Annotated in this window: 19 protein-coding genes; 3 read left to right on the forward strand and 16 right to left on the reverse strand. The window is 41.7% G+C overall.

The genetic code is table 11. The features are described from left to right. Positions 1–59: 59 nt before the first annotated feature. The 5 genes from BM192_RS05330 to BM192_RS05350 all read right to left on the reverse strand — a co-directional run bounded on the left by BM192_RS05330 (position 60) and on the right by BM192_RS05350 (position 4,459). Positions 60–1,115 (reverse strand): nucleoid-associated protein, encoded by a 1,056-nt coding sequence (locus tag BM192_RS05330; RefSeq protein ID WP_037441302.1) that lies wholly within the window; start codon positions 1,113–1,115, stop codon positions 60–62. Positions 1,116–1,204: 89 nt separating this feature from the next. Next, positions 1,205–1,987: a TerC family protein gene (locus BM192_RS05335; protein WP_037441299.1), complete on the reverse strand. Its 783-nt coding sequence runs from the start codon at positions 1,985–1,987 to the stop codon at positions 1,205–1,207. 81 nt (positions 1,988–2,068) lie between these two features. After that, a complete protein-coding gene (locus BM192_RS05340) occupies positions 2,069–3,346 on the reverse strand; it encodes a hypothetical protein (RefSeq protein ID WP_037441297.1) in 1,278 nt (425 codons plus the stop codon). Positions 3,347–3,378: 32 nt separating this feature from the next. Continuing rightward, positions 3,379–3,912 (reverse strand): hypothetical protein, encoded by a 534-nt coding sequence (locus BM192_RS05345; RefSeq protein ID WP_037441295.1) that lies wholly within the window; start codon positions 3,910–3,912, stop codon positions 3,379–3,381. Next, positions 3,902–4,459, reverse strand: coding sequence for an RNA polymerase sigma factor (locus BM192_RS05350; RefSeq protein WP_037441291.1), 558 nt, complete (start codon positions 4,457–4,459; stop codon positions 3,902–3,904). Before BM192_RS05350 ends, BM192_RS05345 begins: the two co-directional genes overlap by 11 nt. Positions 4,460–4,605: 146 nt before the next feature. On the opposite strand from BM192_RS05350, the gene aspS reads away from it, so the two are divergent. Beyond that, positions 4,606–6,351, forward strand: a complete 1,746-nt coding sequence (gene aspS / locus BM192_RS05355; protein WP_037441290.1) for an aspartate--tRNA ligase — start codon at positions 4,606–4,608, stop codon at positions 6,349–6,351. Positions 6,352–6,432: 81 nt separating this feature from the next. Here aspS and BM192_RS05360 read toward each other — a convergent pair whose 3' ends face one another. The 5 genes from BM192_RS05360 to BM192_RS05380 form a co-directional block, all read right to left on the reverse strand. Then, on the reverse strand, positions 6,433–6,873 hold the full coding sequence (locus tag BM192_RS05360; protein ID WP_074590795.1) for a hypothetical protein: 441 nt from the start codon (positions 6,871–6,873) through the stop codon (positions 6,433–6,435). After that, the gene (locus BM192_RS05365; RefSeq protein ID WP_037441288.1) at positions 6,857–7,237 is read right to left on the reverse strand and encodes a hypothetical protein; all 381 of its coding nucleotides are present in this window, start codon (positions 7,235–7,237) and stop codon (positions 6,857–6,859) included. Before BM192_RS05365 ends, BM192_RS05360 begins: the two co-directional genes overlap by 17 nt. A gap of 61 nt (positions 7,238–7,298) precedes the next feature. Beyond that, the gene (locus BM192_RS05370; protein ID WP_037441286.1) at positions 7,299–7,565 is read right to left on the reverse strand and encodes a YtxH domain-containing protein; all 267 of its coding nucleotides are present in this window, start codon (positions 7,563–7,565) and stop codon (positions 7,299–7,301) included. A 297-nt stretch (positions 7,566–7,862) separates the two neighbouring features. Further along, positions 7,863–9,272 (reverse strand): sigma-54-dependent transcriptional regulator, encoded by a 1,410-nt coding sequence (locus BM192_RS05375; protein WP_037441285.1) that lies wholly within the window; start codon positions 9,270–9,272, stop codon positions 7,863–7,865. 166 nt (positions 9,273–9,438) lie between these two features. Continuing rightward, positions 9,439–10,221 carry an enoyl-CoA hydratase/isomerase family protein gene (locus BM192_RS05380; protein WP_037441282.1) on the reverse strand — a complete coding sequence of 261 codons (783 nt, stop codon included), beginning with the start codon at positions 10,219–10,221 and terminating at the stop codon, positions 9,439–9,441. A gap of 146 nt (positions 10,222–10,367) precedes the next feature. Here BM192_RS05380 and BM192_RS05385 point away from each other — a divergent pair, with 146 nt between their 5' ends. Continuing rightward, entirely contained in the window at positions 10,368–12,029 is a 1,662-nt protein-coding gene (locus tag BM192_RS05385; protein WP_074590793.1) for a glutamine--tRNA ligase/YqeY domain fusion protein, read from the forward strand. Between the two features lie 1,233 nt (positions 12,030–13,262). On the opposite strand, the gene BM192_RS05395 is transcribed toward BM192_RS05385, so the two are convergent. Further along, positions 13,263–14,096 carry an N-acetylmuramoyl-L-alanine amidase gene (locus BM192_RS05395; RefSeq protein ID WP_037441278.1) on the reverse strand — a complete coding sequence of 278 codons (834 nt, stop codon included), beginning with the start codon at positions 14,094–14,096 and terminating at the stop codon, positions 13,263–13,265. A 119-nt stretch (positions 14,097–14,215) separates the two neighbouring features. Between BM192_RS05395 and BM192_RS05400 the strand changes: the two genes are divergently transcribed. Further along, entirely contained in the window at positions 14,216–15,901 is a 1,686-nt protein-coding gene (locus tag BM192_RS05400; RefSeq protein WP_074590791.1) for a dipeptidyl-peptidase 3 family protein, read from the forward strand. A 113-nt stretch (positions 15,902–16,014) separates the two neighbouring features. Here BM192_RS05400 and BM192_RS05405 read toward each other — a convergent pair whose 3' ends face one another. From BM192_RS05405 to BM192_RS05425, 5 genes are read right to left on the reverse strand one after another with little or no spacing between them, the layout of a single operon-like run. Next, positions 16,015–16,383 carry a response regulator gene (locus tag BM192_RS05405; protein WP_037441275.1) on the reverse strand — a complete coding sequence of 123 codons (369 nt, stop codon included), beginning with the start codon at positions 16,381–16,383 and terminating at the stop codon, positions 16,015–16,017. Between the two features lie 12 nt (positions 16,384–16,395). Next, a complete protein-coding gene (locus BM192_RS05410; RefSeq protein WP_037441408.1) occupies positions 16,396–16,977 on the reverse strand; it encodes a chemotaxis protein CheB in 582 nt (193 codons plus the stop codon). Beyond that, positions 16,959–17,786 (reverse strand): CheR family methyltransferase, encoded by an 828-nt coding sequence (locus tag BM192_RS05415; protein ID WP_037441272.1) that lies wholly within the window; start codon positions 17,784–17,786, stop codon positions 16,959–16,961. Before BM192_RS05415 ends, BM192_RS05410 begins: the two co-directional genes overlap by 19 nt. Further along, positions 17,786–18,157 carry a response regulator gene (locus BM192_RS05420; protein WP_037441406.1) on the reverse strand — a complete coding sequence of 124 codons (372 nt, stop codon included), beginning with the start codon at positions 18,155–18,157 and terminating at the stop codon, positions 17,786–17,788. Before BM192_RS05420 ends, BM192_RS05415 begins: the two co-directional genes overlap by 1 nt. A 23-nt stretch (positions 18,158–18,180) precedes the next feature. Then, entirely contained in the window at positions 18,181–21,780 is a 3,600-nt protein-coding gene (locus tag BM192_RS05425; protein WP_037441404.1) for a response regulator, read from the reverse strand. Between the last annotated feature and the right edge of the window lies 1 nt (position 21,781).

Raw genomic sequence — 21,781 nt, forward strand, 5'->3', positions numbered from 1 at the left:
TTGTATGTGTGTCAGCGGGGAAATTATAGGTTCGTATGAGAAAATCTCCAAACAAATTGCTATTCCTCTTCTTTGAAATAGACCTTATAATAGTTCATCGATTTATCTTCATCGAAGCCTTTCTCAATCAGCTCCTTATTTCCATGAATATAGATATGGAAGTTTTTATCGAGTTTAAGGACACTCTTAAAAGCCCTCGCTTGCTTTTTTACAGCGGCTCCTGAAATATCAAAGCTATCTGCAATAGCGGTATCAAATTCATCCTCATAATTTTTCTTAAAATTCTTGAAGGAAGCTATTCCCTCTTCATTACCGATCACCTCTTGCGAAAATTCTTCCAGATCAAAACTTTCCTTTTCTTTGAAATACTTCATCGAGCGATTCAACAAATCAATCTTATCTGCTTTAGTAATATCGTACTCCTGGTCTAGTTTTTCTGTTACAAAGTTCTTATAAACGCCCATTACATTACTGGTCTGGTTATAATTGTCGTTCCGTACTTTCAATTTCAGAAAATCGTCCTTCCAGTAAACTGCCTCCGCACTCTTATTGGTCTGATCAATCACGGCTACCTTATATCCTTCTTCTTTCTCCGTATTGAAGATCAGGCACCCTTTGTCTAATTTATTAATATTCACAGCCTCCTGTTCATAGCTCAGCGCGAAACCGGCTTGTTCCGGAGACACCTTCAGATAAGCTTCCTTAGTTTCCGATTTGAAGATTCCTATCGCATCATGTACTTCTCCTTCGATCTGTACATTTTCAAAATAACAAACATAAAGTTCACCTGCTTTAATCTTCGGATGGCTGGAAATACCATACAGAAACTTAGCCAGTTGCTGGCTATTTTCATGAAATTTTGTTCCGTCGTCAAAAATCTGGGATACAAAGTGGAAAGCCTCATTCAGGTTCAAATCTTCATTTGGATGGAAGAAGCGGTAAATTTCGTTTACCTTCTCAAAAGGCCCAAGGAAATAACGCATCAGCAAATTCTTCAGTTGTTCATCCTGAATATCCATGGATTGCTCAGATAAGACATAGAACTCATCCTGTGCCTGGTTACCGATCCGGTGTATAGAGGTTTCCGAGAGAATGGCTTCAGGAAAATAAATCATAGCTATAGATTTTAAATAATAAAGGGATCCAAAGGTATTTATACAATTGGATCCCTCAAATGAATAAGAGAATTAAATAATTATTAAGATCACGACTGTTCGTCTACATTATTACGCAGCTGAACTGGTTTACGCTTTCCTTTCTTCATTTTAAGGTTCAGAATTTCGACTAGAATGGAGAATGCCATAGCAAAATAAATATATCCTTTAGGAATATGCTGATCAAGACCTTCGGCAATAAGCGATACACCTATAAGCAACAAGAAGGAAAGCGCAAGCATTTTCACCGTAGGATGATTATTCACAAAATTGCTGATCGCGTTGGCAGATATCATCATGATGATTACGGCAATCACAACTGCAATAATCATAATTTCAACGTGCTCAGCCATACCGATCGCTGTAATTACAGAGTCCAGAGAGAACACAATATCCAATACCAAGATCTGAGCGATTACACCGGCAAATGAATGAACTTTAACCTTGCCTTCTTCTTCTTCCTCACCTTCAAGTTTCAGGTGGATTTCGTGCGTACTCTTGTAAATCAGAAATAATCCTCCCAAAATCAGAATCAGATCACGTCCGGAGATCGCCAGTTTTTCCAGCCACTCTTTATTGTCCAAACTGACCCATTCGCCGATATTAAATAACGGAGAGGTCAGACTCATTACCCAGCTCAGAGAAAGCAACAGTAAAACACGGGTAATCATGGCCAGTCCCAGACCAAGTTGCCTGGCTTTCTTTTGCTGTTCTACAGGTAATTTTCCAGAGAGAATGGAGATAAAGACAATATTGTCTATGCCCAATACAATCTCCAGAACGGTTAAGGTAAGCAAGGAGATCCAGGCCTCAGCATGCATAAATATTTCCATAGGTTTTTTTGGTTACTAATATATAAAAAAAGCCCGCTGAATTTATCAACAGGCTCCTTTATAAAATTGTTTCTGCATTTCTTAATTGAAATTCAGGTTACCGTAAGTAGAACTGATTCTAATATTTGAAGTCCTGCCGTTTCCTATTCTCCCGTTATAACTTCTGGAAGATCCGCGTCGGCTCTCTTCATCACCGTCTGTATTGGTATGAACACGCTCACCCGATTTAAACGACCCATAAGATTGTCGCACCGTAAAATCTCCATTATAGTTTCCTGCAAAACCTATTTTAATACCCAGATATGTAGAAGTGACAGTCAAATTGCGGCTGCTCGCCAGAACTTGTTGTATATTCAGGTTGTTATAGTCCATATTGAAATTACCATCTCCTCTGAGTGTACCTACGTTTACACCACTGTACTGAGATTTGAGATCTAAATTTCCAACATTTGTAATATTCAATGTATTGTACTGCTGATCTACCCTGGCATTTCCTCGGATATCGCCGACACGTACATTCGCATATTGTGCATTGAGCACCAGATTACCCACGCTACCCAGTTCAAGACCCGACCCATATTGCTGCCTGATCACAGCATCTCCTGACACACGGGTAATCTTTACACCGGCATACTGGATATTCAGATCCAGGGTGCCGACTGTACCAATGGAAAGTCCCGACCCATACTGCTGCTTCACTGTTAATTTATTCGCTTCCACAATATTAGTTTTTCCGTACTGTACTGAAATATAATTATTATCGGAACTTAGATTACCCGCACTAAAATCCCCGTATTGTAGCTTAAGAGACAATGCACCTGCAAAATCTTCTATCTGTACGTTTCCGTACTGGTTACTAATACTCAGCGCATTCGATGCTGGCAGATAAATGACATAATCCACACGGATTTCACGGGCTTTGTTATTATTCCTGCCCCATCTTTTCTGTTCCTGCCCTATTACAGTCCGGAAGGAGATCTGGTCGGTGGATTTATCGGCATTAATATTCACCTGGTCGATTAACCGGCTCCCCCGGTGATCCTGGCTATTTGATGCCTTTATAGACGCATCAAGACGTACTTCTTTTCTATTCCAGGTTTTAACCACGACAGAACCATACTGGTTTGTTACACTTATTTTGTCCTGCCTGTCAGCACTGAAAGTACGACTGTATTTCTTAATGGTTCCAGACTGGTCATCATCCGGATCTGGTTGTGTGTTTGTCTGCTGCTGAACTGCAGCAAGGCTGAGGCTTTGGTCTGCAGTATTAACTGCATACACTTCCTCTCTGACAAGTTCCTGTGCGTAGGTGTTTTGTGCGAGCACAAGCATTGCACCCCAAAGCATTAATTTATTCATCCTCTTTTATATTTATAAGGTGTGTTGATGTGTCAGATTTGATTCTCCTTATTATATTCGGTAACTGAAGAGATTATAGAAAGCTGCTGACTCAGCAAATGCATCTGTATTTCAAGATTCCGGACCATCGCTTTAACAATTAACTGTTGATTGGGACTACCGGGCAGCTCTTTCCTTAGCTTCTCATAATTCTGATTTAACACCTGCAAATCACTATTGAACTTCTCATACAACTCCGGATTATCTGACGCATAGTTCGCGAGACTATCCCTTTTCTCAGCAATCATACTGGCAAAGCGCATCTGTTTTTGGGCTGCAACCGGGTTAATTTCTGCCAGATTTAGCTTACTTCTTCCTGCCGGACCCCTGTTCAGGAAAACCAGACCCATCAGGATCAGCAGGGAGGCGGCAATACTCATCGCTAAATACAGACGTCGCTTTTTTGGCTTCTTCTCCCCTTGTTTGTCGAGTTCCTGTTCAATTTTATCCCATACTCCCCCTGAAGGCCGTTCTGTATCAAACTCTTTTCTGTTTTCTTTGATAAAATCATCCAAATCAATATTCATCTCTTACTCCTTTCTGTGCTAATAATTGCTTCAATTTTGTTTTACCTCTCAATAACTGCGAACGTGATGTAACCTCTGATATTTTCAGGATATGTGAAATCTCCTCATGATCATATCCTTCGAACAAGTACAAGGTTAATACGACCCGGTAGCCATCTGGCAATAGTTTAATTGCCGATTTGATCTCTTCTATCCGCCACTGGATTTCCTTTTCATCATTAACGGGTATATCCTCTGATTCGACACCGTCAAGGCTTACAAACTCCGCTCTGCGTTTCCGCAGACAATTGATTGATTTGTTAACCACAATCTGTTTTAGCCATAAACCAAAAGTGGTTTCTGAACGAAAATCTTTAAGTCGTGTAAACGCATCCAGGAAAGCTTCCTGAAGTACATCTTCTGCCTCACCTTCATGGTTTACAATGCGTAACGCAACATTGTACATAGCACGCTCATACAGCTTGTATAATTCAAACTGTGACTTCCGGCAGCCCTTACGGCAGGCATCTACCAGTGCTAAGTGTTTATCTATATATACTGTTTCCAATCAATTGAGTATTCGGTTATAAGACAGATGCTTTATGGGAAAGTTGCATGCTCGGGAAAAAAAAATTAAATCTCCTGTCTAAATATAGGCTCTGTTTATAATATGTGGCTCAAAATGAATATTTTTGCGGCTTAATCCGATTAATCATGTTAAGAACTACAACTTGCGGAGCGCTGAGCATTAACAATTTAGGCGAAACCGTAATCCTGTGCGGATGGGTGCAGAAATCAAGAGACCTGGGTGGAATGACTTTTATTGACATCCGTGACCGTTATGGCATTACGCAATTGGTTTTTAATATGGATGATAATACAGAACTCTGTCAGACTGCCCGCAGCCTTGGCCGTGAATTTGTGATTAAAGCCAGCGGAACTGTTGTAGAACGTTCCAATAAAAACCTGAAAATGCCCACCGGAGAGATTGAAATTAAAATCACCGGTCTGGAAATATTAAATAGCTCCAAGATCCCGCCATTTATGATCGATGATGAGACAGATGGTGGAGATGATCTAAGAATGAAATACCGCTACCTCGATCTGAGAAGAAACCCTGTGCGTAACAATATGGTCTTGCGCCATCGCATGGCACAATCTGTCAGAAGGTACCTGGACGGATTAGACTTTATAGAAGTGGAAACTCCGGTACTGATTAAGTCTACACCTGAAGGTGCCCGCGATTTCGTAGTTCCCAGCCGTATGAATGCTGGTGAGTTCTATGCCTTACCACAATCACCACAGACATTTAAGCAATTACTGATGGTTTCAGGTTTCGACCGTTACTTCCAGATCGTTAAATGTTTTAGAGATGAGGATTTAAGAGCGGACAGACAGCCTGAGTTTACGCAGATTGACTGTGAGATGTCATTTGTCGAGCAGGAGGATATCCTGAATACATTTGAAGGTCTGATCCGCACTTTATTTAAAGAAGTGAAACACTTTGATCTGCCGGAAGTCCCGCGGATGCAATATGCTGATGCTATGCGCTGGTATGGCTCTGATAAACCAGACACACGTTTCGAAATGCGCTTTACTGAGCTTAATGAGCAGGTAAAAGGTCATAATTTCCCTGTATTTGATCAGGCTGAATTAATATTAGGAATCAGTGCGAAAGGCTGCGCTCATTATACACGCAAGCAGATGGATGAGCTTACAGACTTCGTAAAACGTCCTCAGATCGGCGCTACCGGTCTTATTTATGCACGTCATCAGGAAGATGGCAGCATTAAATCTTCTGTAGATAAGTTTTACAGCGAAGATGTGCTTAAAACCTGGGCAGAAGCCCTGGGCAGCCAGCCGGGCGACCTGCTGTTATTAATGGCTGGTACAACGGATAAAGTGCGTAAACAAATGAGTGAGCTCCGCCTGGAAATGGGTACGCGCCTTGGTTTGCGTAAGAAAGATGTTTTCAGTGCATTATGGGTATTGGATTTTCCACTATTGGAATGGGACGAAGAAACAGAGCGTTATCATGCCATGCACCACCCTTTCACTTCGCCTAAGCCAGAAGATATCGCGTTGCTGGATACTGATCCGGGAGCAGTTCGTGCGAATGCATATGATATGGTGGTTAACGGTACTGAGATTGGTGGCGGGTCAATCCGTATACACGACCGTAGCCTGCAGGCATTAATGTTCAAGCATTTAGGCTTCAGTACTGAAGAGGCTCAGAAACAATTTGGCTTCCTGATGGACGCTTTCGAATTCGGTGCCCCTCCGCATGGCGGTATTGCTTTCGGTTTTGACCGTTTATGCTCCATCTTTGCAGAACTGGATTCAATCCGTGACGTTATTGCATTCCCGAAAAACAATTCAGGAAGAGACGTTATGATTGACAGCCCATCTACTATTGACGATAAGCAACTGAAAGAATTAAAAATTGCCTCAACGCTATAAATCCTTTCCAGAATATGTTAAATAAGAAAGGCTGTCCAAATGGACAGCCTTTCTTATTTAACATATTAGGTTGGTGCTTCATTAAAACGTTTCGCTGTCAGGCGGAATTCCATAATCAATGAACTCCCCTCCCTTCGCTTTTTTCTTTTTACTACCAAACAATCCCTTAATTGAATTAAAGATGGCGGAGAGATGTTCTGCATCAAGTGTTTTTCCAACTTTACTTGTCGCTAATCCCACCAGAGTTTTGGTCAGGAAGCCTGAGCCACGGAAAACGGTACTGTTCATCAGCATAGGTAATACCATACTCATCAGCTTACTGCTGATATTCAGCTTATCGTCCACTTTCAGAAAAGCTGAAGGTGTCGCATATTTCCTGATCAGATTTCCCGGAGTAAACTGAGAAACATATGTTTTCACATCATCTTTCAACTTTACTTCCTGGATCTTATACTCAACTTTAAGTCCGATCATCTGTACATTGAGGTCATGCAGATTGTTAATACTACCCTTTTTGATCATCTTCCTCGTCCTCCTCTAATTTTTTAAAATATTTTTTGATCGTAAAGTTAACAATAGCCTTTTCTATGAAATTCTCTTTGGTAAAAAACACAATGAGCGCAAGAAACAGATAAAGTAAAGACACAGTGCCAAAACCAGCTGTATAACTATGGAAAATATTGGACAGAAACAGGGCAAGTGTTATTGTACCCAGAATAAATGCAAGTGTAAAACAAATAGCAACGATCGCATTTGTAACGAGATCGGCAAATATTTTTGATCCCCTTTTGATGAATACCAGTCGCGTATATTCCAACCTGGCGTCCAGGTAGGTCCTTGCATCGGTGATGATTTCATCAAAATTCTTTTCTTTCTTCTCCTCCATTATTCTATTGTTAGCTTTTATTGGTTTATTAAGGCTTGTGATCCGCGCAAAGCATTAGATGCTAAGCATGCTCTATATCATCTGCATATTCTTCTTCTACCTGGTGTACTTTGCTTTTAACAGCATCGACAACTTTATCTTTAATTCCTGCCAAATGACTAATTTCATCTGCAGCTTTGTCTTTTATAGTTTCTGCCAGGTCTTTTATAGACTGGTTTAAACGGTCACGGGTCTCACTGCCTTTTTCCGGAGCAAATAATAATCCTAATGCAGCGCCTGCAGCTAAACCGGTCAGCAGACCTATCAGTACTTTTGAGTTATCGTTCATGACTTAAAAAATTTATTGTTGAATAATTAGTTTACAATTACACAGGTTCCCGGCTATTTCCGCTTTTATAACTCAAACATTCTGAGAATTGTTTTAAATCTTTCCAATCTCTGTAAATTCAATAAAAAGGGCAAAGATTCACAACTTTCAAAAAGGTTAAAATAGACCAGGAAAAGCCTGTTAAAGGCTTGCAACCTGTTTGGTGATTATACCAATAACCAGGCCAAACAGCGGGATTTCTGTTTTTGGCTGCAGCAGATCTGCAGCCTGATAAAGTATTTGTTAAAAGAACAGGTTTTAGCTATCCAGATTGATAGCTTTCATTTTATTGTAGAGTGTCTTTCTGTCAATATTCAAAATCTTTGCAGCTTTGGTTTTATTGAAATTAACCTCCCTGAGAACCTTCAGAATAGCCTCATATTCGGCTTCAGAAGCCGCATTTTTCAAGTCCCTGGATTTCTCCGGATTTCGGTGCTGTATATGTTGTTCTATCTGAGTTACACGTGCATCTGTTGAGATCTCAAGCGGTAAAGCCTTCAGCTGGATCTCATCTGTTTCTGTAAGCAGTGTCGCTCTTCTGACCACATTTTTCAATTCCCTTACATTTCCCGGCCAGTTATAACTCAGAAAACATTTCTCTACATCTGCAGAGAAGCCCAGTACATTTCTGCCCAATTCTTCATTCGCAAAATCAAGGAAATTTTTAGCGAAAATCATAATGTCTCTACCTCGCTGACTTAATGGCGGAAGGTCAATGGAGAACTCATTAAATCTATGATACAGATCTTCCCTGAACCTACCTTTCTGAATCGCAGAAGCCAGGTTTTCATTGGTCGCAACTACAATCCGTACATCAAGATCAATTTCTTTTGTACTGCCTATTCTCTTTATTTTACGTTCCTGTACAGTACGCAATAACGCGGCCTGGATTTCATAAGACAGATTGCCAACTTCATCAAGAAAGAGTGTACCTCCATTTGCCATTTCGAAATGGCCGATCTTCGTATTTAATGCGCCCGTAAATGACCCTTTTTCATGTCCAAAAAACTCACTTCCCGCCAATTCTTTGGTTAAAGAACCACAGTCCATAGCTACAAAAGGATTATCCTTCCGCGGACTGTTCAGATGGATCGCTTTTGCAACAGACTCTTTTCCTGTTCCGCTTTCACCAGTAAGAATAACACTATAGGAAGTGGGCGCAACCAACTGAATCTGTTTCATTAGATCTTTAGATGCCTGACTTTGCCCGGCTACAAAATTTTCGACATTCAGATAGGCCGGTTTACCACCTTTGCCTTTACCTTGCTCTGAACCCCCATCTGCCGTTGCACCGTCATTGAGCGCCTGCTGAGTGTCAATAGCTTTATTAATTGTATTTAAAATTTCATCGGGGTAAAGAGGCTTGGTAATATAATCGTATGCGCCTAATTTTATTAATTCTACTGCCAGCTTAATATCAGAATAACCGGTGATAATAATAACTCCGGTATGTGCATGCTTTTCTTTGATTTTTACAAGGACCTCCCTGCCATCTGTATCGTCCAGCCGGTAGTCACAAAGAACCAGGTCAAATTCCTCTTTCGCAAGCAGTTCAAACGCAGAATTTCCAGAGGTAGCAGTGCTGACACTAAACCCGTTACGTGTTAAGAATTTAGATAATAACAATCCTATATTAATCTCATCATCAACGATCAGTATTTTTTTCATATTCAGGCTACAAGGTCTAAAATTTGGATTGTTAAATATAGAGAAATATTTTATATGGGAAATATTTTCTACACTCTAAATCACAAAAACGCGTCTGGACAAGCAAAGCGCAGGTAAAGTTCTAAAAATTTTGTTCGTCAAATATTAAACCATTTATCTTATTTACTTAGTTTCCTTTAAATTCTGGTTGTCTTTTTTCGGTGAATGCACCGGATCCTTCCTTAAAATCAGCGGTATCGAAGCACCGTCCGAATTCTGTGATCTCCATCTCGAATCCGTTAATTCCGTCTTCTCCCGCCGCATTTACTGCCCGTATAGCGGCGGCAACTGCAAGTGGGGCACGCTTCTGGATAAGTTGAATTACAGAAACCGCCCTGGTTAATAATTCTTTCTGCGGAACCACCTGATTAACAAGCCCCACCTTCTCTGCCTCCGCTGCGGTAATCATTCCTGCTGTAAGGATCATTTCAAGTGCTTTTCCTTTACCAACCAAAGCTGTTAACCGTTGTGTACCACCATAACCGGGAATAAGTCCTAAAGAGACTTCGGGTAGTCCTAATTTTGCATTCTCAGAAGCCAGCCTGATATGGCAGGCCATAGCAAGCTCTAGTCCTCCACCGAGCGCGAAACCATTAATAGCAGCAATCCATGGCTTGGAAGAGTGTTCGATCGCATTGAAAACAGATTCCTGTCCATTTCTAGCCAGCTCTTCTCCCTCCGCTGCATTATAACCTGCAAATTCAGAAATGTCTGCTCCGGCAACGAATGCTTTCTCTCCCGCCCCTGTAAGCAATACTGCACTAACATCGGCTTGTTGTCCGGCATAAATAACCAGCTCAGCGAGTTCTGCCAGCGTAGTTTTATTTAGTGCATTGAGTTTTTCCTGACGGTTAATAGTCAGATATAAAATTCCGTCCCTGATCTCTGATAAGATGTTTTTAAGATTCATAAATACGTGGGTTATTAGACTAATTCCGGCAGACCGGATATAATAAGATATTTAGAGAAACGATAGACACATCGATCAATTGTCTATCGTAAATGTAAGTAAATTAGCACTTTTATATTAACTTTGAGCATAAATTTACAGTTTTTATGAGTGAGGAAAGATCATTGAACTTTATTGAAGAGATCATTGAAAACGATTTGAACAGTGGAAAGTACGAGACTTTAATTACGCGGTTTCCACCTGAACCTAACGGCTATTTACACATCGGCCACGCGAAAGCAATCTGCCTGAATTTCGGATTATCCCAGAAATACGGCGGCTATACTAACCTGCGTTTCGACGATACTAACCCGGTAACAGAGAAAACGGAATATGTTGACAGCCAGCAACAGGACATCAAATGGTTAGGTTTTCAGTGGAAAAACGAACTGTATACTTCAGACTATTTTCAGACACTGCACGACTTCGCAGTGAAATTGATAGAAAAAGGCCTGGCCTATGTTGACCATGGTACCGCAGAGGAGATCGCAGCTTTAAAAGGCACACCAACTGAGCCCGGAAAAGACAGTCCTTACCGCAGTAGGTCTACTGAAGAAAACCTGGAATTATTTGCGGAAATGAAAGCTGGAAAGTTTGAAGATGGCGCCTGTACTTTACGGGCCAAGATTGACATGTCCAGCCCAAATATGCTGATGCGTGATCCAATCATCTACAGAATAAAACATGCAGAACACCACCGTACCGGCAATACCTGGTGCATTTATCCGATGTATGACTTTGCTCACGGGCAAAGTGACAGTATAGAATCAATTACGCACTCTCTCTGCACACTGGAGTATGTGTCGCACAGAGAGCTATACAATTGGTTTATAGAGATGCTGGAAATTTTCCCGTCTCAGCAGTACGAATTTGCGCGTCTAAACCTGACTTATACGGTTATGAGTAAGCGTAAGCTTCTTCAATTGGTTAATGAAGGTGTAGTAAGCGGATGGAATGATCCAAGGATGCCAACAATAAGCGGATTGAGAAGAAGGGGCTACACGCCGGAAAGTATCCGTGAGTTCTGTGAGCGTATCGGTATTGCTAAAAGAGAAAACCTGATCGAACTAAGCTTACTGGAATTCTGCGTAAGGGAACACCTGAATAAAACCGCAAATCGTGTAATGGCTGTTTTAGATCCCATTAAATTGGTTATTACGAACTATCCTGAAGGTCAGTCTGAAATTCTGATTGGCGAAAATAATCCGGAAGCGGAAGATAAAGGTGGCAGCAGAGAAATTCCTTTCAGTAACGAATTGTGGATCGAAAGAGAAGATTTCATGGAAGAACCTGCAAAAAAATGGTTCAGACTCGCTCCCGGCGCAATGGTAAGGTTAAAAAATGCGTATATCGTTCAGTGTGATGATTTCATAAAGGATGAAAACGGAAACGTAACTGAAATCCGTTGCAGCTACTTCCCAAATTCAAAAAGTGGTGAAGATACTAGCGAACTGCATGTTAAGGGCACAATACACTGGGTAAGTACCGCACATGCGAAAACTGCTGAGGTAAGGATTTACGACCGTTTATTCAGCGTAGAATCTCCTGACAGTGAAGAGGGTGATTTTAAAGACTACCTGAATTCTGACAGTGTCCGCGTTATTAAACAAGCTTATATTGAGCCATACCTAGCGCAGGCAGACATGGATTCCAGGTACCAGTTTATCCGTAAGGGCTATTACTGCCTGGATCTGGAATCGACTCCGGAGCACCTGGTATTCAATCAGACTGTCGGTCTGAAGGATGCGTGGGCGAAGGCGAAAAAATAGTTACTCCTGGCGCAGAGTTGCTTTAGGGTCGCATAAAAAAACAGGCAAGGTTTACAGAACTACAGCAAAGCTGAAAGGTTCTTTTAAACCTTGTCTGTTTTTTTTATGCGCTTCGATGAGGGGTTGGCTGGCTGCGCAATGGAATGTTTTTTTTTGGGGGAGGCCGGTATGGGGGGTTAGGGGTTTATGTTTACATGGCGCAGGGTTGCCTTAGGGTTGCCTTAGGGTCGCATAAAAAACAGGCAAGGTTTAAAGAACTACAGCAAAGCTGAAAGGTTCTTTTAAACCTTGTCTGTTTTTTTTATGCGCTTCGATGTGGGTTGGCTGGCTGCGCAATGGAATGTTTTTGGGGGGGAGGCCGGTATGGGGGGAGGCCGGTATGGGGGGTTAGGGGTTTATGTTACATGGCGCAGGGTTGCTTAGGGTCGCATAAAAAAACAGGCAAGGTTTACAGAACTACAGCAAAGCTGAAAGGTTCTTTTAAACCTTGTCTGTTTTTTTTATGCGCTTCGATGTGGGTTGGCTGGCTGCGCAATGGTAAGTTTTTTTTGGGGGGGGAGGCCGGTATGGGGGTTAGGGGTTTATGTTTACATGGCGCAGAGTTGCCTTAGGGTCGCATAAAAAACAGGCAAGGTTTACAGAACTACAGCAAAGCTGAAAGGTTCTTTTAAACCTTGTCTGTTTTTTTTATGCGCTTCGATGGGGGTTGGCTGGGTGCGCAATGGTAAGTTTTTTTTGGGGGGGGAGCTGGTATGGGGGTTAGGGGTTTATATTTACATAGTGTAGGGTCAGGGTGTGTGGTTAGGGGTTTATGGATGGGTTGATATTTCTGGGGGCATATTTATGGGATGAGGAGGGATTTTTTAACTTATGGTTAAGGTATGGTGTTGGGTTGGTTTTCGTTTTAGTTTCTTCATACTTCCTTCATTGTTCGTTCACTGTTTGTTCGGAGTTCCTTCGGTCGGGATTGAAGGAAGTATGAAGAGGAATGGAATCAGGTACGAAATAATATTAAGGTTAAGTAGAGCAGAATAGTTAGAGGGTTTGCAGGGAGATTGAAGGTTAAATCAGGTTTCCAGAGGGAGGTTTATTTGATTTATGATTTCATCTAAATAGAGAGGCCGGATACTCAATGTGTGAGTATCCGGCCGTTTTGGTTTATGTCTGAAGTTTTCGCCCTTTTTGTGACGAAGGATAGTTCCCTTTTTATAATGAGGGGGGATCTGTGATTGCTTAGATATATTTCTTGTAGAGGTTGAACAGGATCATGAGATCACCCTGGCGGAGTACGCCGGTGATATCTGTCTGGACGAAGTGTCTTTTAAAGGCAATGATCGCTGCCGACATGTTACTTACGTCGTAACCGATGATTCTAAGGGCTGTCGCGGGGTCAAAGTTCGGTGGCGGGAGTTGTAGTACGGAATCGTACCAGAGGCCGAAACCGGCATCTGCAAGGGTTTTCCATGGGAATTTATTGGGGTCGATCTTTCTTTTCGGAGCAATGTCGGAGTGTCCGATAATATTAGCTGCCGGGATATTATATTTCTTTTTCAGGGTCTTGAGCAGGCTGATCAGGCTGCTGATCTGGGCATCTGAATACGGCTCATCACCGTTATTGTCCAGTTCTATGCCCAGGGAGCAGGAGTTCAGGTCAGTTTCATTTCCCCATTTACCTACTCCGGCATGGTTTGCCCTCAGATAATCATTTACCATCTGCACTACTTTCCCATCACGGCCTACTATATAGTGGGCACTTGTCTGGGTGGATTTCAGGATGAATGTACGGATTGTCTGATCGGTAGATTTCTGAGCGGTATGGTGCAGGATTATGAACCCGGGCTTGCGGATACCAAAATTGACAGAGCCTATAAAGGACTGCTGATCTGCCGGCAATAATTCGATTTGCTGGTTTGCCGGAGGAAAGGCTTCGAGGATCTGTCCGAAAGACTTAGCCTGCTCTTTGTATACTTTATTCGTAGCGGCATACTTATTACTTGAGCACGCAGACAGGACGAACATCGGTACACTAAGTAATACACTGTAATTCAGTATCTTATTTATTTTCATGGGAGATGTATTGAGGTACGGTGAAATTACTAATATTTATTTTAATGCCCCGGATACCTCTAAAATTATGCTTGCCCTTTATTTTTTTCCTAATTTAGTTGCGTTATAAAGAAATACCTATGAACAAATCGTTTAAAGCGGCCCTATTAATCACAGGCTGCTCCATAATTGGAGGAGTTACATCCTGCTCCAATGACACCAAAGGAAGTGGTGAAACACAGGCAGAGCACCAGGGCGTCGCAAAAGACACTTTACAGGACTACGTGAATCAGCGTCTTGCTATTTATGAAACTGTTAAGCTTACAACCAATCTGAATGCCCTTTCTGTTACTGACCGTCAGGTTCTTCCCCTGCTCATCCAGGCTGCGCAGATTATGGATGACCTGTTCTGGAAACAGACTTATCCGCAGCGCGACAGTTTACTTACTGCAGTAAAGGATGAAAAAGCAAAAGCTTTTATCCGTATAAACTATGGCCCATGGGATCGGTTAAATGGCGACAAACCATTCATTGCAGGCGCAGGCGTAAAACCGGAGGGTGCAGCCTTTTATCCGCTGGATATGAAAAAAGAAGAGCTGGAAAAATCAGATCTAAAAGATAAATTTAACGCCTACTCTGTAATCCAACGTGACACCGCAGGTAAGCTGGTTAGTGTACCTTATCATATTATGTATGCTGCAGAATTACAGCGTGCGTCAAGTCTGCTAAAACAAGCAGCTTTGCTTACCGACGATACCGGCTTTAAAAAATACCTGAATACACGTGCCGATGCATTAGTTACCGACCTGTATAATCCAAGTGATTACGCATGGCTGGATATGAAAACTAATACGCTGGACATTATTATAGGCCCGATTGAGAATTATGAAGACAAATTGTTCAATGCCCGTACATCCTACGAAGCCTATGTATTAGTTAAGGACAAAGAGTGGAGTAAGAAGCTGGCGAAGTATGTAAGTATGCTGCCTGAATTGCAAAAAGGCCTGCCTGTTGCCGCGAAGTATAAGAAGGAGAAACCAGGTACAGATTCAGAATTGAATGCATATGATGTGGTTTATTATGCCGGAGATTGTAATTCTGGTTCTAAAACCATCGCGGTAAACCTTCCTAATGATGAAGTTATCCAACAGAAAAAAGGTACGCGCAGATCACAGTTGAAAAATGCCATGAAGGCAAAGTTTGACAAGATCCTGGTTCCTATTGCGACTGAACTGATCGATAAAGAACAACAGCAGTATGTTAATTTTGATGCCTTCTTTGCGAATGTGATGTTTCATGAAGTTGCACACGGTTTAGGTATCAAAAAAACAGTGAATGGAAAAGGATTCGTTAAGGATGCTTTACAGGAACAATATAGCTGGCTGGAAGAAGGGAAAGCCGATATCCTTGGTTTATATATGGTAACCGGCTTGCTTAAGAAAGGCGAACTGACCGGGGATATTAAAACTTATTACACCACATTTATGGCTGGAATTCTTCGCTCTGTACGTTTTGGTGCAGCAAGTGCACACGGACAGGCAAACATGCAATGCTTTAATTTCTTCCGTGACAAGGGCGCTTTTGTGAGATCTGCGAACGGAACCTATAAAGTTGACTTTGGTAAGTTCCAGTCCGCGATGAATGAGCTTGGCGGCATGATCCTTATGCTTCAGGGCAATGGCGATAAAAATGCCGTAGCTAAAGTTAGAAAAGAGAAAGCGATAATCACCCCGGAATTACAGGGCGATCTGGATCGTCTGAGTCAGAAAGGCATTCCCGTAGATATTATATTCGAGCAGGGTGTTGACGTGCTTGGCGTCAAATAATAACAGCCCATTTTATAAAAAAAATCCCCCCAACCGGCAAAATGCTTTTTGGGGGATTTTTTGTTTATGATATTCTCCTTGAACTGGTTTCTGTAAATTCCGGATCTCTTGATTTATTTCGGCAGATGCTTGAGAATAATATTCTCCAGTTCTTCGATATCAAAAGGTTTAGAAAGATAGCCATCTGCACCGGCCTGATCGGCGAGCGCCATTACGTCGTTATTAGCAGAGAAATAGATTACAGGTATAGACTTTAACGTCGGGTGACTTTTAAGCTCTCTGGTAGCATCTATTCCCCCTACGTCAGGCAACCAGTTGTCCATGAAGATAATGTCGGGCGTGTAAGCTGTAACCTGGTCAATAATATCATTTGATGTGGACGATGTTTTAATTTCATAACCCGCATCTTCCAGAATAAAAGTACATAACTCCAGAATATCTGAGTTATCATCAAAAATGAATACCTTTTTTTGTTCAGCCATATCATGTGTGCGTTAAGATAGCAAATTTATAAAATCCGCCATATCTTCAATACTTAATGTATAATCTATTTTTAATTGGAGCGCGGCCTGCGCAGGCATATAAGAGACCTGTGCAGTTTCAGGATCCTGAATAACGGTTATTCCACCCCAGGCCTTAACACTTTTCAACCCATTTACTCCATCGGAATTAGATCCCGACAATAACATGCAGACCAGTTTTCCCTTATAGGCCTCTGCCCCGGTCTGGAAAGTCACATCAATTGCCGGACGGGAATAATTGACTTTTTCTGAATAATCAAGTGAAAAAGTTTTGTTTTGTTCGATTAGCGTATGATAGTCTGACGGTGCAATATAGACTGTCCCGGCCATCGCCTGTTCCTTCTCTTCTATTTCTTTAACTTTCAGACTGGTCTTTCCAGATAAAAGATCCGGTAACAGGGAATCGGTGCCATGTTTTCTGTGGACAACAATAATCACGGGAAAACTCAGGGTTGGTGAAAGTGCGGGTAAGACCCTTAAAAGCACCTCCAGACTACCTGCAGATCCGCCGATAATTAAAGCTTCACAATTTTTCATCAGCTCACTTTCCTCCATATTTTTTCTGCCGGAACTCTTTTATAATTTTTGGAGAGCGGAGAGAAATCCAGGGTCTCTTTACTTCCCAGCGCAAGGTATCCTAGTGGTTGCAGACTTTCGTCAAATAACTGCAGTACTTTATGCTGCAGATCCCGGTCAAAATAGATCAATACGTTCCTACACAGAATAAGCTGGAACTCATTAAAAGTATGGTCTGAAACCAAATTGTGTGTCGAAAATATAATTTTACGTTTGAGTTCGTCATCAAATTTGGCCAGCGAATAATTCGCTGTGTAATAACTGGAGAAATCAAGTTGTCCGCCCGAAGCGATATAGTTTTCGGAATATTGCTTCATCTGGCTCAATGCAAACATGCTCTGCGCAGCTTTTTCCAGCACGACAGGGTTCAGATCTGTTGCATAAATTAAAGATTTATGCAACAGATTCAATTCTTTCAAAATGATCGAAATAGAATAAGCTTCTTCGCCTGTAGAACAACCTGCAAGCCAAATCCTAATGAAGGGATAAGTGCCCAGCTTCGGTAATACAACATCCCTTAACGTTTTAAAGAAGACAGGGTCACGGAACATTTCGGTAACATTAACTGTAATCTGCTCAACGAATCTTTTAAAATAAACTGGATCATTGTTAATCTGATAACGGAATTCGGCAAAGCTCAATGCTTTATCCAGGGAGTAGAGTCTGATAATCCGTCTTTTTAAAGACGCTCTGGAATAACCTGTAAAATCATATCCGTAATGATCAAGCAGATCTGCAAGTAAAATTTCAACCTGCTCATCGTTTATTAAAGAGACTTCGGAATACATCAGATATATTTAATCAGCAATTCATTCAACAGGTCTACATTAATAGGTTTAGACACATAACCAACTGCGCCTGCATCCAGGCATCTTTCTCTATCTCCAACCATCGCCTGCGCTGTTACTGCAATTACAGGGATTTCTTTCAGATCTTCGCACTCTCCCATTTTAGCTATGGCCTGATAACCATCCATACCAGGCATCATCATATCCATCAGTACTACGCCAATATCCGGACTGCTTTCCAGCAATTGTAATCCTTCTTCACCGCTCATTGCTGCAACACATTGATATCCCTTTGCTTTAAGCACCGCTTTCAGCGCAAAGATATTCCTGTTATCGTCATCAATTATCAGCACCTTCTTTTGAGTTTCCATTCTCATTTATAAATTAATCAGTGTTAAGCTTTATCATATAACCAGACCCGAAGCAGTGAGATCAGCTGATCTATATCCACAGGTTTAGAAATATAATCTGATGCCCCGGCTGCAATACATTTTTCCCTGTCTCCCATCATAGCCTTTGCAGTAACCGCTAAAATCGGCAGATGTTTAAACGCATGGATTTTTCTGATTTCCCGGGTGCTCTGGTAGCCGTCCATTTCCGGCATCATCATATCCATCAGCACAATGTCAACTCCCGGATTATCATTTAATAACTGCAGTGCCTCTTTACCATCAGTAGCTGCAAGCACCTTCATTTTATGCTGTTCCAGCGCCTTGGTCAGGGAAAAAATATTCCTGACATCGTCATCTGCAATCAGAACCGTTTTATTGTTCAGGACTTCATACAGACCACCAAGGCTTTCATTTGATTTTTTTAACTTACCAGTAATCGCTTTTTCTTCAACCAGGTGCAGGAACAGTCCTGCCTCATCAAGGATCCGCTGGTAAGAGTGGGCAGTTTTAACAACAATCGAATCTGCATAATGTTTAATTTTACGCTCTTCACCTTTGGAAAGATTCTTACCAGTGAAAATAATAATTGGCAGATTCTCCAATCCGTCGCTTTTTTTGATAGTTTCTAGCGTCAGGTAGGCGTTCTTATCGGGTATCCCCATATCAAGGATCACGCAGTCAACTTCTTTCTTCTGTAATGCATCAACACTCTGAGACACGTTATTAACGACTTCAGTCTGAATGCTATGGTTACTCAGGAAATAGCTGAGTGCTTTAGCATGCTGCTGATTCTCCTCTACAATCAACACTTTTTTCGGATGTCTGCTCAAAGCATGTTCCAGTTTCAGGAAGATCTGCTGCATCTGTTCCAGCGCAAATGGCTTATTGATAAAATCCACTGCACCTTTCAGCAGACTTTCTTTTTTCACCTCTAAAGAAGACATGATATGCACAGGAATAGGCTTGGTTACCGGATTAGCTTTCAACTCTTCCATTACCTGCCAGCCATCCTTCACCGGCAGCTGAATGTCCAGCAGAATAGCCAAAGGTTTATAGAAATTAGCCATTTCTATTCCTTGATCGCCGCGTACAGCTACAATTCCTTTATAGTTTCGCTTTCTTGTGAAATTCAACAGGGTTTTCGCGAACGGGGTATCATCTTCTATAATAAGAATGACTTTATCGCCGGGAACAATGTCGTTCCGGTCATCTTCAATTTCCTGAGGAATATGAGTCACTGTGAACCTTTCTGACTGCTCCATGACTTCTATTGCGTCCTGCAATTGTTCTGGTTCTTTGAGGTACGTGAAATTCTGACTCTGCTGTGTACGTTCAGATATCTGCTGTCCTTTTATAGGAATAGTGAGGATAAACGTACTACCCTCCAATTCTTTACTGTTCAGCTCAATTTCCCCGCCAAGCAATTTCGCCAGCTCACGGCTAATCGAAAGACCTAAACCAGTACCGCCGAAACGTCTCCGGGTAGATCCGTCTGCCTGTTGAAAAGCTTCAAAGATCAGGCTTTGTTTATCTCTTGGGATACCTATTCCGGTATCTATAACTTTAAACTGCAGCTCTCCTGCAATACTGCCCTGTTTAACTTCCAGCGTAACGGTACCCGAAGAAGTGAATTTAATTGCATTCGATAACAAATTTTTAAGAATCTGCTCCAATCTCATTTTATCGGTAAAAAGCATCGGGAGATTCTGCTCCAGCTCTATATGCAGCACAAGATTCTTATTTTTTGCAACCGGATTAAATAAAGAACGCATATCCTCGGCAATTTCTTTGGTGCTGACATCTGCCAGTTCCAGCTTCATCTTGCCTGCTTCAATTTTTGAAAGATCAAGAATCTCGTCAATCAGACCAAGTAAGCCCTGACCGGAACTTTGAATTACTTCTGCATACTCAATATATTCTGGATCCAGCTCTTTGTTATCCGACATCAATTTGGACAGCAACAAAATAGAGTTTAACGGGGTACGCAGCTCGTGGGACATATTAGCCAGGAACTCCGACTTATAGCGTGTGCTTTGTTCCAACTGCTCGGATTTACGCTGTATTTCTTCATTATGTTCCTGAATAAGCTGATTTTTCTCTTCCAGCAGCGTTGTTCTTTCTTCCAGTTCCTGGTTGCTCTGTAGTAATTCTTCCTGTTGCACGCGCAGTTCCTCTTCTGAGGTCTGTATCTTTTGTGTTTGTGCCTCTAATTCTGCGTTCAAACCCTCCAGCTCTGAGTGCTGTGCCTGAAGTTCTTCTGCCTGAGCCTGTGTTTCCTCCAGGAATTCCTGCAGTTTCTTCCGGTTCTGCGCAACATGAATAGCTACACCGATGTTCCCAGATACAGACTCCAGAAATTCGAGATGCTGCGGTGTAAATGCATTAATAGACCCCACCTCAATAACCCCTACAGGAGTTTTGTCCCTAATTACCGGGAAGGCAACGATATTTTTCGGACTGGTACTGCCCGCAGCATAACTGATAGTCAGTTCGCCTTCAGGAATATCTTTAATCAGAATAGATTTTCGTGATTTTAATGCCTGTCCGGAAAGCCCTTCGCCGTCTCTCAATAAAGAGCGGCTTTGTTCTTTTAGTAGAGCGTAGCTTCCTGCTAGATGTAAATTCCGGTCATCTTCGAGCAAGTAGAATGCAGCAACCTGGGCAGATGTATGCTGTATAATATTTTCCAGAATATCTGTAGTTAGTTCTTGTATATTCTTTTCCCCTACCATTTTATCGTTCAGACCCGCGATACCTGCCTGTAACCACTCTTTATCTGCAAGTAAGGAAAAAGAATAATGCAGAGATTCGGCCATTTCATTTAATGAACCGGCTAATTTACCCAACCCATCTTCGGTTGCAGTATCCAGCCGGATCTGGTAATCTCCTTTTGAAATCTGGCTGGCAATCCCCTCAATAACCTCGATTCTGTTATCTATTTCAATGTTTTTATCTTCTAATTCTTTTTGCAAACGAACACGCGCCGCCAGGTCTTTCGTCACTCTCCTATAGAAAAACAGTGTGATCAGAATGGCCAGAATTGCAGCAATAACAATAAGCATGGGAGTATATCCCGAAGATTTATTTAAATCTGAAGTCAGCGCATTCAACTGGGTCTGTTCGTCGTCCTGAATTTGCTGGATAAGCTTTCGGGCACTATCCATGTAAGATTTCCCAGTTAGAAGGTCTCCCACACTCACGGAGCCACCTTTCTGCTTAATGGCTATTGTTTTTTCCAGCACATTCAGCCGGCCTAATATAATTTCTTCCAGTGATTTCAGATTCTCCTGTTGAACAGGACTATTCTGCATATCATTTTTCACCTTATTCAGATAGCCTATCGCTTCTTCTTTCGCCCCTTTATACGGATCCAGAAAAACGGCTTCACCAGTTAAAAGATAACCGCGTTGCCCGGTCTCTGCATCTTTAAGTGAAGATATAATTGCGTCCAGATTACGAATATTGGTATTACTCTGCGCTACTAGCTCAGAACTACGGATCAGATTGCCTATACTAATATAGGAAGCAAGTGAACTGATAAATAGTATAATGAGGGAAAGCCCCAGTCCGAAACGTAAATTATTTTGTAATGTTTTTTGCATA

The organism is Pedobacter antarcticus (genome assembly GCF_900112985.1).
GTDB classification, from domain to species: domain Bacteria; phylum Bacteroidota; class Bacteroidia; order Sphingobacteriales; family Sphingobacteriaceae; genus Pedobacter; species Pedobacter antarcticus.